The 17,038-nt window shown below is 43.3% G+C and carries 11 protein-coding genes; 5 read left to right on the top strand and 6 right to left on the bottom strand.

All coding sequences use genetic code 11. The annotated features are described in order from the left end of the window. Window positions 1–38: 38 nt before the first annotated feature. From ACDZ28_RS15775 to sigK, 5 genes are all read right to left on the bottom strand, one after another. Window positions 39–1,670 (bottom strand): extracellular solute-binding protein, encoded by a 1,632-nt coding sequence (locus ACDZ28_RS15775; protein ID WP_375105148.1) that lies wholly within the window; start codon window positions 1,668–1,670, stop codon window positions 39–41. Window positions 1,671–1,694: 24 nt separating this feature from the next. After that, window positions 1,695–3,101 (bottom strand): response regulator, encoded by a 1,407-nt coding sequence (locus tag ACDZ28_RS15770; RefSeq protein ID WP_375105147.1) that lies wholly within the window; start codon window positions 3,099–3,101, stop codon window positions 1,695–1,697. Between the two features lie 2 nt (window positions 3,102–3,103). Next, window positions 3,104–4,759, bottom strand: coding sequence for a sensor histidine kinase (locus tag ACDZ28_RS15765; RefSeq protein ID WP_306082147.1), 1,656 nt, complete (start codon window positions 4,757–4,759; stop codon window positions 3,104–3,106). Window positions 4,760–6,055: 1,296 nt separating this feature from the next. Further along, entirely contained in the window at window positions 6,056–6,241 is a 186-nt protein-coding gene (locus ACDZ28_RS15760; protein ID WP_076099596.1) for a hypothetical protein, read from the bottom strand. Window positions 6,242–6,691: 450 nt separating this feature from the next. Further along, entirely contained in the window at window positions 6,692–7,393 is a 702-nt protein-coding gene (gene sigK, locus ACDZ28_RS15755) for an RNA polymerase sporulation sigma factor SigK (RefSeq protein WP_375105146.1), read from the bottom strand. A 289-nt stretch (window positions 7,394–7,682) separates the two neighbouring features. Between sigK and ACDZ28_RS15750 the strand changes: the two genes are divergently transcribed. The 5 genes from ACDZ28_RS15750 to ACDZ28_RS15730 all read left to right on the top strand — a co-directional run bounded on the left by ACDZ28_RS15750 (window position 7,683) and on the right by ACDZ28_RS15730 (window position 12,484). Next, complete coding sequence (locus ACDZ28_RS15750) at window positions 7,683–8,354, top strand: response regulator transcription factor (RefSeq protein ID WP_339289755.1); 672 nt, start codon at window positions 7,683–7,685, stop codon at window positions 8,352–8,354. Further along, entirely contained in the window at window positions 8,351–9,418 is a 1,068-nt protein-coding gene (locus ACDZ28_RS15745) for an ATP-binding protein (RefSeq protein ID WP_375105145.1), read from the top strand. Before ACDZ28_RS15750 ends, ACDZ28_RS15745 begins: the two co-directional genes overlap by 4 nt. 210 nt (window positions 9,419–9,628) lie before the next feature. Further along, entirely contained in the window at window positions 9,629–10,162 is a 534-nt protein-coding gene (locus ACDZ28_RS15740) for a hypothetical protein (RefSeq protein WP_375105144.1), read from the top strand. A 76-nt stretch (window positions 10,163–10,238) separates the two neighbouring features. Beyond that, on the top strand, window positions 10,239–10,871 hold the full coding sequence (locus ACDZ28_RS15735) for a hypothetical protein (protein ID WP_375105143.1): 633 nt from the start codon (window positions 10,239–10,241) through the stop codon (window positions 10,869–10,871). A gap of 164 nt (window positions 10,872–11,035) precedes the next feature. After that, window positions 11,036–12,484 carry a DHA2 family efflux MFS transporter permease subunit gene (locus ACDZ28_RS15730; protein ID WP_375105361.1) on the top strand — a complete coding sequence of 483 codons (1,449 nt, stop codon included), beginning with the start codon at window positions 11,036–11,038 and terminating at the stop codon, window positions 12,482–12,484. Between the two features lie 96 nt (window positions 12,485–12,580). Here the strand turns inward: ACDZ28_RS15730 and ACDZ28_RS15725 are convergent, their stop codons facing one another. Then, window positions 12,581–16,930, bottom strand: coding sequence for a glycoside hydrolase family 3 C-terminal domain-containing protein (locus ACDZ28_RS15725; RefSeq protein WP_375105142.1), 4,350 nt, complete (start codon window positions 16,928–16,930; stop codon window positions 12,581–12,583). Between the last annotated feature and the right edge of the window lie 108 nt (window positions 16,931–17,038).

The raw sequence follows: 17,038 nt of genomic DNA, 5'->3' as shown, positions 1-17,038 counted from the left end.
CCTCCTGATGAGCGACGTATGTCTACCTTCAGATCCTCTTAAGGGGATATTGCCTTTGCAATCCCATCGGTAATCTGCTCGCCTCCCTGGAGCTTCCAATTTTGGACCCACTGATCGAACGTTTCCAGCGGAACCACCCCCATAATGATTTGTGTAAACACATCCATCTCCTCATCCGCAAGATACTTCCATTGTTTCGCGAAAGAATTCCTGCCTTCATTGTAGATGCTGTAAACCTTATTCAAATTCGGATCATACAGGTTCTTTCCTCCGACCAGCAAGGAATAGGCACGTCTGAAATTACCGTCCCGTAGATTCCAATATTGAATATCGGTGTTATCGTAAGGAGGCCGTTTGACATTATAAATAGTTTCCAGATCACTTGCCAGCATCGGATACTCTTCCTTCCCCTGAAAATTGCCCGCCTCCTGCCTTCCGGCCATCACGTCTTGAATAGCTCTTACCGAAAAGGCAACTTCATCCCGTGGTACGAGCATATTCTGTAAAGGTTGAAAAACATCCCCATATTTCTCCCTGTCTCTCAATGTCAAGTTCGCAATTTTGATAATAGCCTCAGGATGTTCATAGCCCTTGCGCACAACAATATAAGATTGCGTCGGCCGGAATATCTTCACATTAAATTTGCCTGCGATATCAAGTGGCAAGGCGTAAGCCTGCCAGTTCGCCCGCGGATTATTCTTCAGCGCTTCCGGGATTGGCCAATCTCCCCCGAAGGAAGGAGCGAAGAATATGCCTGCCTTACCCTCGATCACGACCTCCGCCTCCGTCTCACGGATTCCCATTTCACGATCAATCAGCCCCTTGGCATACAGCTCACGAAGTGCGGCCAGCGCAGTTCGGGTTTCCGGCTGAATCGATCCGTAAACTGGCATTCCGTTCTTACCTTTCAGCCAAAAACCCGGGTATGAATCATAGGCAGAGAATATTGGATTCAGGTTAAAACTTCCTGGCCCTGCATTGTATTCGTCATAAAGGGAAGTTCCAGCGGCAATGCCGATTGTGTCCTTTTGCCCATTGCCATCAGGATCTTGTTCAACAAACGCCTTCGCTACACTCTCCAATTCTTTCATTGTGGATGGAGGTGCCAATCCCAATCTGTCCAGCCAATCTTTCCGTATCCACATCATGCTAAAATCTTCAGGATTAGCTGAAGGTAAAGCAAGCATTTTTCCGTTTATCATAACGTCTTCCTTTAGTCCCGCGTTAGTGCCTTCAATAATGCGTTTCATGATCGGTGAGGCGTACTCCTCATAAGCTTTTGTCAGATCCTCCAGTTCATCCGCCTCAACCATTTGATTAAATTGATAGGGAGAAACCACCATTGCATCAGGAAGCACATTACTGGAAATCGCCAAGTCAATTCTTTGATCCATATTCTCATGTGTAGCAAACCAGTCGATATGGATATTCACATTCAACTTGGCTTTAATTGTCTTAATCCACGGATTATTAGCGGGGGTTTCCCCTGTATATGACTTGTAGTTGGGATCAACTCCCATTACGATATTCAGCGTAGTCGGTACTTCGTATTTCTCGAACGCTGGATCCTCCCCCCTTTCCTTGATGATATCGGTTTTGTTATGACTGCAAGCGGATACAGATAATATTAGCGATATGAGTAACAGAATCATTAAACTTCTTTTCAGCATGCGGTCCTCCTTAAACACAACGATTTATTGGGGAATACGTTTACGAACCCGATATTCACTCGGAAGTAGTCCGGTTAAATCGCGAAAGGTGCGGCTGAAATATTTTTCATCCGTATATCCAGTATGCTCGGCAATCCATTGAATCGTATTGTTCGTATGCACCAGATACTGCTTCGCCTTTTCCATCCGTAATTCACGAACGTAATCCTTGAAAGTACGTCCAATGATATCTTTAAAGCACTGACTAAAATAACTCCGGCTCATATTCATTTCTTTCGCCACCTCGGCAGAGGTCAACGGTTGATCTAATCTCATCCGCACCTTTTTCTCCGCTTTCAGCACACAGTTGACAATCTCCGGGGAGTAATTAGTTTGAAGCGCTGTGTACCGAATCATTGTGCGGGTATCCTCCAGCCAACGCTCAATCTGAAACCAGGAATGAAGTGTCTCATCAAGCTTGATCTTTCCAAACACCGTTCCGGCAAAAGCTCTGTTCCATTCGTTAACAAAAGAATATAATAAACCGATCAGTCGCGTTTGCGGTATACGAAGCATCTTTAATTGTATTAATAGCCGCTGGAACAATACATCATCGTAAAGCCACTCCCCAGACAACAACAGTTCCTTCGGCTCTTCCAGTTGATCTCCTACTCCCCGATTCTGTTCATACAGATCGTCATAATTCTTATTAATGCACACCGACAGAATCGTGTTGTCGGGATTATATTCATAGAATAACTCTTTTTCCGTAAAGCTTCTAACCCATCGCTGAACTTGAGTCAATGTGAATTGTTGCAGATCCGACAATTGAATTAGCACAACGTTCTGCAACAAACGGATACGTTTTGATAGTTCATCAAATAGATCGCGCTCATTTCCATTTAAAGCAAGCACTAACCAGTTGTTTCGATCCACTTCAACCACCTTGATATCAGGGATATATTTCAATTCCTCGGCCCAGTCTTTTAAATCCTTGTGATCAAGAACCACGACGGAATATCCTTGCTCCAATGCCCCATCTTGGTGGACTATTCCTTGACGTGCTTGCCCTTGTATTCTGTCGGCAATTCTTCCGAGCATGTCTTCAAGCTGCTCCTTCTCTAAATCTAGATCGACCTTGGAAATATAATCTATAGCCCCAAGCCGAAGCGCCTCTTGCACATATTCAAAATCCTGATGCACCGTAAGAACGACAACGTGAAGTTCTGAATAACGTTTGCGTAAAACCCGCATTAACTCAATGCCCGACATGACTGGCATGCCTAAGTCAGTCAATACTAAATCAACAGAATGAGACTCTAAAAACTGGAGGGCCTTTTCCCCATTGCTCGCCTCACCAACAACCTTCATATCAAATTCCTGCCATGGCATCATTGAAATTAGTCCTTTACGGACCAATTTGTCATCATCCACAACAAGTACCTTAATCATGTTTATACTCTCTCCTCTTCTAGCGGTAGCGTTAGGAAAATACTAGTTCCTTTGCCTGGTTCGCTTTTAATCTCCAGCTTGGCCAGCTGACCATAACGGGATTCAATCGTCCGTTTAACGTAATTCATTCCGATTCCCATCCCTGACTTCTGTTGCTCTGATGTCTTGTTGGTCAACAGTTTTTGAATATGTTCATCGGACATTCCCACTCCATTGTCATGTACGGCAATCTCTATACCTTGGTTCAGCCTGACAATAACCAGGATGTATCCTTCATCGTCAAGCCCATGGTACAGGGAATTCTCAACGAGCGGTTGAAGGATAAACCGGGGTACCTCTTTTTTTAGCAAGACTTCGTCAACCTGGATACGGACATCGAATTGAAAATCATATCGAATTTGCTGCAGCGTCAAATACTGCTTAATAGCATTAATCTCTTCCTCAATGGTAGAAGGACGGCCTAATTTCCCCAGATTATAATATAATAATTTATTCAAAGCCTGGATGAGGCGGTCAATTTCATGCTGACCGTTCATAACCGCCAGCCAGTGTGCGGTATCTAAGGTATTCATCAAAAAATGGGGGTTGATTTGGTAGAGCAGCTTTTCCACTTCCAGATCAACGCGTTGCTTTTCTTTTTCCTTAACTTCGCCGAACAATTCCCAAATGTTTTTCTTCATATTTTGAAATTGTCGCAGTAAACTGTCGAATTCCGGGATCTTCGTTGACTTAAGAGTCACTTGATGCTCGGCGTGCGTCATCATCTTGATTTCGTTATGGAACAAATTAAGCGGCCTGTAGACCATTTTCCACAAGACCCAGGCCATGATTAATGCCACGCTAAGGAACACTAAAGAGAATAGAGAAATTTGAAGGAACCACCTGTTCTTTTCCCGGTTGAAATCCGCTTCCGCAAAAACTGAAATTGCGCTCCAACCTTGCTTACTCTTTTGTTGGAACCAGTAATAATCGTTGCTATGGCCGGAATTTTTTCCTTTGTCAGATTCAGGGAAAAATGTTCCACTCTTGAACAGACGTGGAACTTCACTGTATATGATCCTCCCCTCCGCATCCAGAAGAATCAAGCGTGAAGAGTTGTTTTGTGCCTCCTCATTATCAAGCATGTTTTTCAATAATTGAAATCCTGATTCAATATAGACATACACATCATCCCGTCCGGGAAAATTCACTTTTCTAAGTACAGACAATACGTATTCATTATCAAGCCGGTTAAAACTTTCGTGCGGCCCGTAGTAAGTAATGCCATAAGATTGGGCAAAAAGAGGCAGTTTGTTGGGAGAAAAACTATACTTTACTGGGAAATTGGTGAAATGATAGGTTTGATCTTTATCAAAATAGTACATAGCAAGGCCGATCTCCGGATTAGTGAAGGTGATCAAATTCAATTTACTTTTGAACTGATGCTGCAATTTCATCCGACGAAACGGTTCCTCCGTCCGCATTAGCTCATCCAGTTCTTTCAGGATGGTGCCTTCGTAAGCAAACTGTTGCGAGATGTGATTAAGGCTACTGAGCGAGTTATCCAAGGATAAGGTCACTTGCTTAAGATTACTTTGGATACCTGTTTCAAGTTTATTGGTTAGAATCGAATTGATCGTATAATATGAGATCAAGCTGATAAAAACAAACGGAATCAACGAACTTATTAAATAAATGAAAAAAATCCTTTTCTTCAAAGTCATCTCAGGAACACCTTGTTTTCTATAGAATCGTAGTCAAGAGATATCAGTGTTTTCAATTCCCTTAGTAGATTGGTATAAAAGCTCTATCACTGAGAAATATACTATGTATGTAAAAGTAACTTATATCTCTGCAATAGATTTAGTGTATTATGACAGACTGGAAACGATACCTTTCCAGATTGTAACATACTAACTATAAGGAGTTGAACTAAGTCAATTAATATTTATTTATAACTTTCAATTCAACACTTTTGAAAATTAAGGACCTAGATAAGATATTTACTGACCCTATTGTATTGCTCGTAGACCTTCTTTATCAGTCTCTTATCATCAAGATCTCGATCGAATTCTTTGTGTTTTAGAGGAGCGTGATACCCATTTCTTGCGACCACAGAACCTTGCAATGATGAGTAATTAGACATTCATTTCGAATTTTTCAATCTTTTCATACCACTCTTTTTCATGTCCTGCATCCAGACCTACGAGCACTTTTTAGCATTTCTTTCTTCTACTTCAACCGCTCGATTTACCTATTTTGTCGACATATTTCCTCTTAGTCCTCGCTGATCCCCAAGTCCAAACTCTCCAAGTTCCTGATATTCTTAATCCAAGCCTTCAATTGAAGTCTGTTCGTTATTCCAAAACTACTCTATATTTTTGTGATAGATCTTCAACGACTTGAAGATGTATTTCCTTCACCTTTATCTGACATATCACTATAAATCTTTAATAGTTTTCTTTTCAGATGTTCTATTATAGATTCGATTAGGAATCAGAAAAATCAAATTTCCGGTTGATTATTCTACCAATTAAACTAACATCCTTATTGAAATTGATATTAACTAAAGAAAGTAAGTTAATCAAATAAGAAAAATTTTCCGAATTATCTATATCTTTAACAAGTCCATCTACTGATCCTTCTAACTCTTCAATTCGATCTCTTAATCACTAATAGTTTCCTCCGCACTGGGTAGCCCCACTAAAGACAAGACCTTGAAGGGTTAATTCCGTTCAATACAAATTGAACGGTGAGAACGTATCCTTACTTATATGCGCACCTTTAATAGCGAGCGTTGTTATAACTTTCAACGAAACATAGAATTAATCAAGAGCTTCTTCAAAAGGAAGTTGCCCATTGCTCTTGGTATTTTTATTTACCTTTAATAATATGACTTTTCCGACTTTTTAAATCTCCTATGAAGATTTGATTAGGGTCAGACGGATCATATTTTCGGTTAACTGCTTTATTAATTAAATCAATTCCTTAGCAAAATCGTAAGAATTGAGTCGGAATCCCAACGTCCTCTTTAGCGGTCTATAGTATTTGATTAGTATCTGTTTAGCTTGAACTTCCTCATAACCAAGAAGACTAAGTTCACGAATGACTTCTTTAATATAGGGTCTATCCATCATATGTCTGCTTTTCGAATTGTCCATGCTAATTAACTCCATTTCTTTTCCTTAATCTACTCATTGGTCTTTAATTTAGGCTTAATGTATATCTTCACTTAAAGTATTCTTCTGAACACCACTTTATCATTAGTTCTCTACTTTTCTCATGAATTTTTATTAACTGGTTTAAAACAAAAATTCGTTGAACTATATCTTCAGCTATAAAAAACTGTCTCTTAAAATAATTAAGTTGCTTCTGATATGGACCTTGGTACTTTTCATTATTTTCATATACATGTAACAATTGAATATGTAGATCATATATTTCTTTATATGACATAATAGCACCCCTCAGCAGTTAAAAGTTAATTTTCTGAATTTGCTTTTTTTATGTTCAATTAGCCCAACTATTTGAATTAACAAAAAAGCAACCCCCTTGTTGGCAAGTCGCTTTTAACAAAATCTATTGTGAATCTTCAGTTATTATCTAAGATCCTAACGCTTCGCCTTATAAAACTCATGGTACAGCTTCATGAGCGCCCGCTTCTCAATCCGTGATACATAGCTGCGACTGATGCCAAGCTCCTTTGCAATCTCCCGCTGCGTTCGTTCCTCACCGCCCGTGTCTAATCCAAAACGGCCCACTACGACTTCTTTTTCCCGGTCATCCAGAATATCAAGGTTACGATAAATCTTGCTTTTCTCAATCTTAAGATCGACCTCTTTAATGACATCATCAGCCTCGGAGCCAAGGATATCGATGAGTGTGATCTCGTTCCCCTCTTTATCAGTCCCTATCGGATCATGTAATGAAACATCCTTGCGGGTCTTTTTCAATGATCTAAGATGCATCAGGATTTCATTTTCAATACAACGTGCTGCAAATGTGGCCAGCTTTGTGCCTTTGTTTGGACGGTAACTCTCAATAGCTTTAATCAAGCCAATAGTTCCGATGGAGATCAGATCCTCCATGTCTTCCCCAGTATTATCGAATTTTTTCACTATATGAGCTACTAATCTCAAATTGTGCTCGATAAGCAAATTCCGGGCTTTAGCATCCCCTTCAGCCATCATGCCTAAGTATTTGCTTTCCTCCTGCTCCGAGAGCGGCTGTGGAAATGCTTTGTTCCTTACGTAGGATACCAGCAACGTCAGTTCTTTGATTAGCAACGCGATCGTACTTAAGAATCCAGGCAACTTGGCGACACCTCCCGCACTTGTACAATGAAACCGATCTGTTAGCCTTACGGGTTCATGGTCATCTTATTGTATGTGGGTAGATGCCTAGAAGTGCATGTACGTGGGAAATTGTACAGCCCCTGCTTAGTCTCTCAGCTACAGCTTCATTAATGATCTCTTCCATACAACAACAATTAAAGGTTCGATAGCCAGTGTCCAAAATGTTATATTTTCACACAGTTTTCAAACATTTTTTTAACATATAGCGATTATAATGAGTTCATTCGTCTTAGAAAGGAAGATCCCTATGGTCAATATTCTTGTTGTAGAGGATGATATTAAGCTCAATCAAATTTATTGTACATATCTGAGTAATAACTCATACGACGCCAGAGGTTGTTTCAACCCGCGTGAGGCATACGATTTGATGTATAACAATCTATACGATCTTATCATCTCAGACATTATGATGCCGGAGATTGATGGCTTTGAATTTGCAGAAACGGTGAGAGGGATTAACAAGACTATCCCTATTCTTTTTATAACCGCCCGGGATGATTTTTCCTCGAAACAAAAAGGGTTCCGCGCAGGCATTGACGATTACATGGTCAAGCCCATCAATATGGACGAAATGATACTGCGTGTAGAGGCACTACTGCGACGGGCCAATATTGCCCATGACAAAAAACTCGTGGTAGGAGGTCTCGAGATGGACGCCGACGCTGTAACTACAACGCTGAACGCTAAAGAAATCCCTGTAACGGTGCGAGAATTCAACATCCTCTATAAGCTGCTTTCCTATCCCAACTTTACCTTTTCCCGTGCCCAGCTAATGAACGAATTTTGGGGTATAGACTCCGAGACTAGCTTGCGTGCAGTCGATGTATATATAACCAAGCTTAGGGACAAATTTTCTTGCTGTGAGAATTTCAAGATTGTGACGGTACATGGGCTTGGCTACAAGGCTGTGCTCACATGAGGAAAGATCAGAATCAAGACGCGAGAATCAAGTCACAGCATTTTTCATGGAAGGAATTTGTATGGACTTATTTTGTACTGATGACGCTGACCGCAGGGCAATCCATGATATACAACGCCTACGTCCCGTCAGAGAATGTTCCAACGGAGTTTATTTTCGGCATGGTGGGCTATTGGATCATTGTCACCTTCATTTTCTGTCTTATTACTGCACGTCAGAAGTACAACGCCTTTGATAAGCCCATGAAAAAACTCAGTATGGCAGCAAAACAAGTAGCAGAAGGTGACTTCTCAATCTATCTAGAACCTGTACACAGAGCCGACAAGAAAGATTATGTAGATGTCATGTTCGAGGATTTCAACAGAATGGTGGAGGAACTCGGCAGCATTGAAACGCTTAAGAATGACTTCATTTCCAACGTATCTCACGAGATCAAAACGCCTCTGGCTGTTATTCAAAGTTATGCCATGGCGCTGCAAAAAGATGATTTACCTAAAGAACTCCGGAAGGACTACACGGACACCATCATTACGGCCTCTCAGAAATTATCAACGCTGGTGATCAATATTCTGAAGCTAAACAAATTAGAAAATCAGGAGATTAATCAAATTGCCGATCCTTATGATTTATGCAGACAGCTATGCGACTGCGCTCTTACTTTTGAAAAATCTTGGGAAGAAAAAAACATCACCTTTGTAGCAGATATTGAGGATCGTGCGATCATTCACGCGGATGAAGGTATGCTGGAAATAGTTTGGCTTAATCTCATCTCCAATGCTCTAAAATTCACAGCACCCGGTGGAAGCATCACCTTAACACAGACTTCAGATGAAGATACTATTACTGTCATGGTCACAGATAACGGGTGCGGTATGGATGAAGCAACGTTGAGGCATATTTTCGATAAATTCTATCAGGGAGATACTTCGCACTCTGCGGAGGGCAACGGCCTGGGCCTTACTCTTTCACTGCGAGTCATTGAACTGTTGGGCGGGGTTATCTCCGTTCAGAGTGAACCCAATATCGGAACGACATTCACCGTTAAATTAAAAGCAGGGAATTAAGTACTTCGTCTCTTGAATTAAAGTGTCCTCTCCATAAAGCAGCCTGAATTCGAAATTGAATTCGGGCTGCTTTTTTGATATCCAATAAAGAAGCTTCAATTAATATTTTATAAACATTTCGTAAGCAAATCATAAATATATCAACCCTAGAATGGGTTAAGTCAAGCGTTAACAGGGTTCATCAAATATAAATACAAGGGAGAAATAATCATGAGTGAGATCACGAGAAACGAAAATAACTTTATCGGCTACGAGTACAAGGATATTACGATAAAGCGTAGCCTGGAATCGATATATGCCGATGGATATTGTAATTTTGGCTGGGCACTGGAGGGAACTTCGAACTCTGTTCACAATATAAATTCCGTAACCATGAAGTTCAAGCGAGATCGAAAAATTCGCAACAAAGTCGAGCTAACTCGTCTGCAGCGTCAGTTTGATGCTTATGCTTCGGAAATCTATGCACTCGAGCAATCTAAAGTCATCCGTGCTTCAGTAGTTGCTTATATCATTGGTGTTATTGGTACAGCATTTATGGCTGGCTCAGTATTTGCTTATATGGCTGACATGCTACCTCTTTCTATAACACTAGCCATTCCTGCCTTTACGGGCTGGATCATTCCGTATTTGGTTTATTGCAATATTAGTAAGAAAAAAACGAACAAGGTAGCCCCACTGATCGATCAGAAATATGACAACATCTACGATGTGTGCGAAAAGGCTAATGCCTTACTAGCAAAGTAGCACTACCTGCTGATATCCGAAACCGTTCATAACACGAAAGGAGGAGATTCCCATTAAGCAATTACTTGATCGCTACTTGGAGGATTATCAAGACCGTGCTGCCATATTAAACGTTCCATCACTGATCATCAATGCGTTATTTGGCATCGGTAAGCTGATTCTTGGTGTGTATCTCCTTTCTGGATGGTTCATCATTATCGCGGTATATTACTTACTTCTGTGCGCGGCAAAAGCTCAAGCCCTTTATAAATATACGGTAGCCAAGAGTATCGAAGATCCTAAAGAAAGGCATTGTATGGAGCATTTTGTTTACAAGCGAAGTGGTACCTTCCTTTGTCTTCTAGGACTCTCATATTTGTTAGTCTGCCTGAGAATGTATTTTGTAGGCGATGTTATCTTATACAGGGGTTCCCTTGCTTATTTAGTAGCAACTATCGCTTTCTCCAAGCTTGGTTTTGCTATTAGCGGATTTATAGGTAAACGGCATCTGAAAGGACCTATTGTAGCCTCACTGAAAATGTTCAGCTTTACAGACGCAATGGTTTCCATTGTGGTGACTCAATACACGCTGCTTGCGATAGAGAACCCAGCCAATGCCATAAGCTCCAGCGCTATGTTTGGTATGGGGTGCAGTGTTTTATTCTGTAGTCTAGGGATTTATATGCTGCTGAAAAAGATGAGTGTCCCACTAGCCTCACCTAAGGAGTGAAAAAAAGAATGGTAAGCCAGTTCATTGTCCTCTTCCTCGGCTTCCTCATCGTCAAAGAATATTTCAATCGTACATAACATTTGCTATTGAAAGGATGTAATAAAGTGAGTAAAGAGTTAGGAGCAAACATCAGCTCATTAAAAAGAGGTCCTATTGTGTTCATTATGATTTTGGGTGCATTTCTTGCAACACTGAATCAGACCATAATGAGTGTTGCCTTACCAAGTTTAATGATAGATTTCAATATATCGGCCTCAACGGCCCAATGGCTGACAACGGGGTATATGCTAGTTAATGGTGTACTGATTCCAATTACAGCCTTCTTAATGCATCGATTTACCACGCGCGAGCTCTTCCAAAGCTCAATGATTATCTTTCTAATCGGTACAGTCTTCTCTGCTTTAGCAGGAAACTTCCCCGTTCTCCTGACTGGACGTTTGATTCAGGCGGTTGGTGCAGGGATTATAATGCCGCTGCTCATGAATGTCATTTTAACGCTTTATCCTCCTGAAAAAAGAGGCGTAGCCATGGGGACGGTAGGATTAGCTGTTATATTCGCGCCTGCAATTGGGCCTACCCTTGCCGGATATATCATGGAACATTACAGCTGGAAATCCATGTTCTATGGCATGATTCCTCTAACTGTTGTGATTATCATCAGTGCGTTTATTTACTTGAAAAATGTATCCAAACGCTCTTACCCCAAGATTGATATCCTAAGCGTCATCTTATCGACGATTGGATTTGGTGCTATGCTGTATGGTTTTAGCCAAGTGGGCGTCCACGGATGGTCCAGTACAGAGGTGCTCTTTTCACTTGGTGGAGGTGTTGTCGCCCTTGTCTTATTTGTCTGGAAGCAGTTAGCTTCACAGAATCCTCTTCTCGATCTGCGAGCCTTCAAGTACAGCATGTTCTCCTTAACGACCGTAATTAATATTGCAGTCACGATTGCCATGTATGCAGATATGATATTACTTCCTCTCTATCTTCAGAATGCTCGCGGATATACAGCTATGGAATCTGGCTTGTTGCTACTACCCGGATCGTTAGTGATGGGACTCTTAATGCCAGTCACCGGGAAACTATTTGATCGGTTTGGAGCAAAATGGCTGGCCATCATCGGTATGCTGATTATGATTGGTACAACCCTGAGCTTTACTACCCTAACGGACTCAACTGGTTATCTCTTTATGGTCCTGATGTCAACCGGTCGACGAATCGGAATGGCGATGATTCTCATGCCTATACAAACTGCAGGTTTAAACCAATTACCAGCCAAGCTTAATGCGCATGGTACAGCGATTTCTAATACCGTTAAACAAGTGGCTGGAGCAGTAGGCACTTCTCTACTTGTAAGCATAATGACGAACAGTACTACTGCGCATATACAGAGTATGGCGGCAAACGCTACAGGTAATGTAACGCAGGAGCATATGCTAATGGAGGCCTCTATACAAGGCATCAATGATGCCTACATCGTAATCGTGGGTATCTGCATAGTCGGTTTACTGCTATCTTTATTCATTAAAAAGGTAGGGCAGGCGAGCGAAGCACAACACGTAACAAGTTCTGCAAAGAAGATCATTAAGATACAAGCTAAAACTCCTAACTGACAGACTGAATGAACACTATCAACAACAAAAGACCCACGGGAGAAGTATCTCTCGCAGGTCTTTATTTGCCTACCTTATCCATCTACATCCGCTAGATCATTTTGTGTAGGTATTGTAGATTAGCACAGTTGCTTCGGCCCGGCTCGCTGTTCCACCCGGATTCAAATTCAACCCGTCACCTTTAACTATACCTGCCTTGACCAATGAAGCAATGCTGCTTACTGCATAGCTAGATACTTTCGAATTATCTCTGAATCCTTTCAGATCTGCCGCTGAACCTTCTTCGGGAAGCTTCCCAGTAGCCTTCAGTACCCTTGCAATCAGAACCATCATATCCTGTCGGCTTATTTCGGCATTCGGATTAAAGCTTCCGTCCGCACTACCCTTAGCAATTCCAAGAGCTTTGGCGATGGACAACGCCTCGGCATAATAAGCGCCTGCCTTGACGTCGGCGAACTGATCTGTTGAATCCGAGCTGAGCTTGAAAGCTCGAACTGCCATCACAATAAAGTCCGCCCGCTTGATCTTACCTCCCGGTGAGAACAAACCATCACCTGTACCTTTAATAATGCCTTCTGCTGCAAGCTTGTCGATGGCCTGCCTTGCCCAGTCATATCGGCTAGGGATATCCCGGAAAGATGTTGCCGACTGTTCCGGTGTTCCCGGCTGCGGATTTCCAGAGCTTGGGGTCTCCGACGCTGATGGGGTACTAGTTGGTATTGGTGTTGGCGTTGCAGGGGTACCCGGATTGATCGTCCCGCCGTCACTGCCACCACTGCTACCGCTTGTCGGTGTAACCGATATGTCCGACTTAACTCCTTCGCCTAACAGATTGCTTGCTGATACTGCGAACGTATAAGATTGGCCATTGATCAAATTTGTAATGACCGCGCCAAGACCGTTATCCTTCCAAGTCATATGCTCAGTAACTGGTGTGTAAACTTCTCCTTTTTTAAGGTAAACATTATAGCTTTCAGCATTGGCGGCAGCTGACCAGTTTATAGTAGCTTGCTGGTTCCCAGCCTGGGCTGTCGGAACTAAACTACCTGGTGCAGCGCCGGACAACTGGATGCTATCCACTCGGATATCTGGATTTTTAAAGACTAGGTATAAATCATGCGTACCGGAGAGTGTCGTCAGCAACTCCCCAGTTACATCCGTATAATCCAACTCGGTCACTTTAAAGGTGCTGCCCGGTACCTCACGGACTGCTGGCGCAGTCGCGTCAAATGTAACGACCGCCAAACGGGTTCCCGTTGGAGAATCTGCTCTAACCTCAACTACTGAACTTGTATTCGTAGAAGCCCCACGCAAGGTAATGCCAGTTACACCGGATAAACGAACTTGATTAAGTGCTACCCAGGAGTTGCTGTTCTTAGACATGACGGCATAATATCCGTTCTCGGCTTCTTTTGCCTTAAGCCCTTCTGCTGTACGAAGCTTGGATACCTCTCGATATACCACATCTTTAGATGCAAAGGCGTGGTCGAAAATATTGGCAGGCGCATTGGCCGCATCAAGCTTCGCAATACTCTCATCATTGTAGGAGAGCGCAGCGGATATAGGAAGATCACTAGACGATTTACCTACCATCAGAGTGTAGCTTCCCGTTTCATTCACGTAGTCATTACGGTTAACGTCCCACACGGCGAAATCAGATGGGTTCACTGTAAGCTGAACAGTCTTTGTCTCTCCGGCCGGAATGTACACTTTTTCATAGGAAACCAGCTGTTTCTTAGGTGTATGATCACCGTACTTGGAGGTATTGTTTTTGATGTACAGCTGAATCACCTCAGAAGTATTAACGGCTCCTGCATTCTCCACATCTACGTTGATGGCAAAAGGCTCCTTGCCGCTAACATTAGACGGCACGCTTAAGTTCGAAAATACGAAGCTGCTGTATCCCAACCCGTAACCGAATGGATACGTTACTTGGGCATCCGTATACATGTAGGTCAGCTTACTCTCAAGCGGATCACCGTTTGTCATGTCCACTGTAAACCGCGGGTCGAGTTCCCCCAAATTCACAGGAGTTGTTACCCCTTCGGGCAATGAATATTTATCAAGAACCGGCAAAGCTTCCATGCCGGCATACCATGTCGAAGACAAGCGACCCGTAGGTGCATAATCACCGAACAGCACATCCGCAATTGCCTTGCTGTCGTATTGACCGGCATATGGCTGATACATAATGGCAGCTACATTCTCATTGTTTTGAATGGCTTCTATATTCACCGGCGCATTCGATTTAACAATAACAACTGTCTTTTTCGGAAAAGCCTGCGCCACTTGAGACACAATCTTATACTGATCTTCTCCCAGATTAAGATCCGATCTGTCGGCGCCTTCGCCTGCGCTGTGTCTGGCCGGTGCACCGACGACAACTACAGCGTAGTCGTTGCCGGAGGCCCAAGCGCTCGCATCAGCGCCCGCTTCCTTCAAGACAATCTCTTGAAACTTCTGATTGTCAGTTCGTGCCGCAGCGCCTGCTTGATTGGTCAGCGTCGTCGACGATAGATCAAGACCATCCGATCCATTCACGGTAACAAAACGGCCAGCAGTATAGTAGGCGGTTTCAAACCCGCCTCCGAAGCTTTCCGAATACGTGCCCGAGATTAAGGAAACGGTCCCGTCGCTATTGGCTTCATGACGGAAGCGACCCGGAAGCGTACTGGCATCTGCTACATTAGAGAATGGATTTTCCACAAGATTAAGCTTGGTGCCATCGCTGTTTTGCACAGTACGACTGCTGCCGTTCGTTACATCCTTCAGCCATTTTCCATTGGCAAGTGACAAGTAACTGTAACCGCCTTGGCCCCATGCGTAAGCCTCAAAAGCTTGGGATGCCGTATAGGCTTTTCCGGCGGCGTTATAGCTATAGACACTATCTGTAACGGTTGTCATATCTGGCGCGATATAATTCGCAGTAAGCTGAGCTCCGTTCGTATAGGTGGAAGCCGTAACCGTTTGATGATTCGAGACAGAATCGAACGCTATTACGGGAGCTCCTGTACCAAAGGTGACTTGGTCACTACCAATCGTTTCTCGAATAGCTCCTAGCGGGGATAGCCCAGCCCCAGGCAATACCGGTGTTTTAGATACAGAGTAAGTTGCTTTAAACCGGGTATCTGCTAAAAGCCCTGTAACAGCTACATTGCTGGATTTAGACAACGGCAGCAAGTTGTTGTCATTCTTCAGCAGAACGATACTTTCCCGCGAAGCGTCAAGCGCAACATTCTGGCTTTCGCTCAACGAATAGTTTTGCGGACTGCGATCGCTGGCTAAATCCGAGAAAGGATAACTTTTTGGAGAACCATCCGGGTTTTTCTCATTAAAGTATCCGGTACGCACCCACATCTCGATTTGACCGCGGACACTGTGCTCCAGCTCCACACGCGTCACACCGAAAGTCCCATTGTTTACAGCATTCAAAATATTCGTGCGGGTGGAGCTTGTCGTGTTCGCATGATTCCCGCTAAGCAGCAAGAGCGCTGCCGCACCATCCGCATCCGTATAATTCTGATAACCATTGTTGAAGCCTGCGGTCATCGCGCGATCGGCGGCTATAAAATCACCTACCGGCAACATACTGTAAGGATTTGCATTCGATGCACGGATAATATTCGGTGAAATATGGTTAGGAATTCCGTTCGTACGCCCATAGGTGGTCATAATGCTTTGGACTACACCGGCTTGCAATGGATATAGAAAGCTTTTCATTTGGTATTCATTAAGCGCCCGAGCACTTGCATAAAATTGACCGCTCGCTCTGAACCATTGCGCCAGATAGTTGGTATAATGCTTCGTCCCCAACTGAGCTTTTAACCAGAAGCCATCCTCATTGCCAACCTCCCCGTAACCGGTAATTCCCTTAGCCATGGAATTGATCATCGTACCGGCAAGGACGGGGTCCTCCGCGTAGCCCTCTTCAAATCTGCCGCTGAGCGGGTTCGTCCGTAAATCAGATACGGCAGAGAACATCAAAGTGTTAGGATTAGCCAAAGCAACTTCACCCCGCCGCTCATTCCCCATGACCGTTCCCACTTGGCTGACTAGCTCCTTATTCCAGCTTTGCCCCAAAGCGAGCATGGAAGGCATATCTGTACTTACACCCATAACACGGTCTACTCCACCGGCTGCCGTTCCCGGCAAAGTATAACCTGCCGCGATTGTACGGGCTGTGCCGGCACTCTTTTGATCCGCGTAATACGCCAAATCCTCAATGCTCATCTCTGCTAGAATTAAATCCACAAATGCGTCCAGATGACTCGGCACCCCGTCAAAGATCGGCATGTTAGAAGCGCCTCTAGCAAACTCAATCGGTTCAGGATCTGCCGCACTCGCTTGGTTCGGTGATACCGTTGATATCATGGAGGCGATAAGCGCCAAAATCAGGCTGACCACTGCTATTTTTTTGAGAGAAATCATTTTCATTCCACTGCTCATGTGATTGCTCCTTTTTATTTTTTTGGACAAGTCTCTCGCATTTAACTGATGACAGTCTTGTTGCGCGGCTGCCCTTCTCAGACATTTAAAGAGTCGTCGATGAGAGAT

It is taken from the genome of Paenibacillus sp. RS8, from assembly GCF_041956825.1.
Lineage (GTDB): Bacteria > Bacillota > Bacilli > Paenibacillales > Paenibacillaceae > Paenibacillus_AQ.
The sequence above is the reverse complement of the archived record's forward strand: the minus strand, read 5'-3'. Positions and strand labels throughout refer to the sequence as shown.

What these genes read in the sequence shown, in the direction of transcription:
- ACDZ28_RS15750 (WP_339289755.1), top strand. Translation starts at nt 7,683, where the DNA reads ATGGTCAATATTCTTGTTGTAGAGGATGATATTAAGCTCAATCAAATT.
- ACDZ28_RS15740 (WP_375105144.1), top strand. Translation starts at nt 9,629, where the DNA reads ATGAGTGAGATCACGAGAAACGAAAATAACTTTATCGGCTACGAGTAC.
- ACDZ28_RS15770 (WP_375105147.1), bottom strand. Translation starts at nt 3,101, where the DNA reads ATGATTAAGGTACTTGTTGTGGATGATGACAAATTGGTCCGTAAAGGA.
- ACDZ28_RS15760 (WP_076099596.1), bottom strand. Translation starts at nt 6,241, where the DNA reads ATGGACAATTCGAAAAGCAGACATATGATGGATAGACCCTATATTAAA.
- ACDZ28_RS15730 (WP_375105361.1), top strand. Translation starts at nt 11,036, where the DNA reads ATGATTTTGGGTGCATTTCTTGCAACACTGAATCAGACCATAATGAGT.
- ACDZ28_RS15775 (WP_375105148.1), bottom strand. Translation starts at nt 1,670, where the DNA reads ATGCTGAAAAGAAGTTTAATGATTCTGTTACTCATATCGCTAATATTA.
- ACDZ28_RS15745 (WP_375105145.1), top strand. Translation starts at nt 8,351, where the DNA reads ATGAGGAAAGATCAGAATCAAGACGCGAGAATCAAGTCACAGCATTTT.
- ACDZ28_RS15725 (WP_375105142.1), bottom strand. Translation starts at nt 16,930, where the DNA reads ATGAGCAGTGGAATGAAAATGATTTCTCTCAAAAAAATAGCAGTGGTC.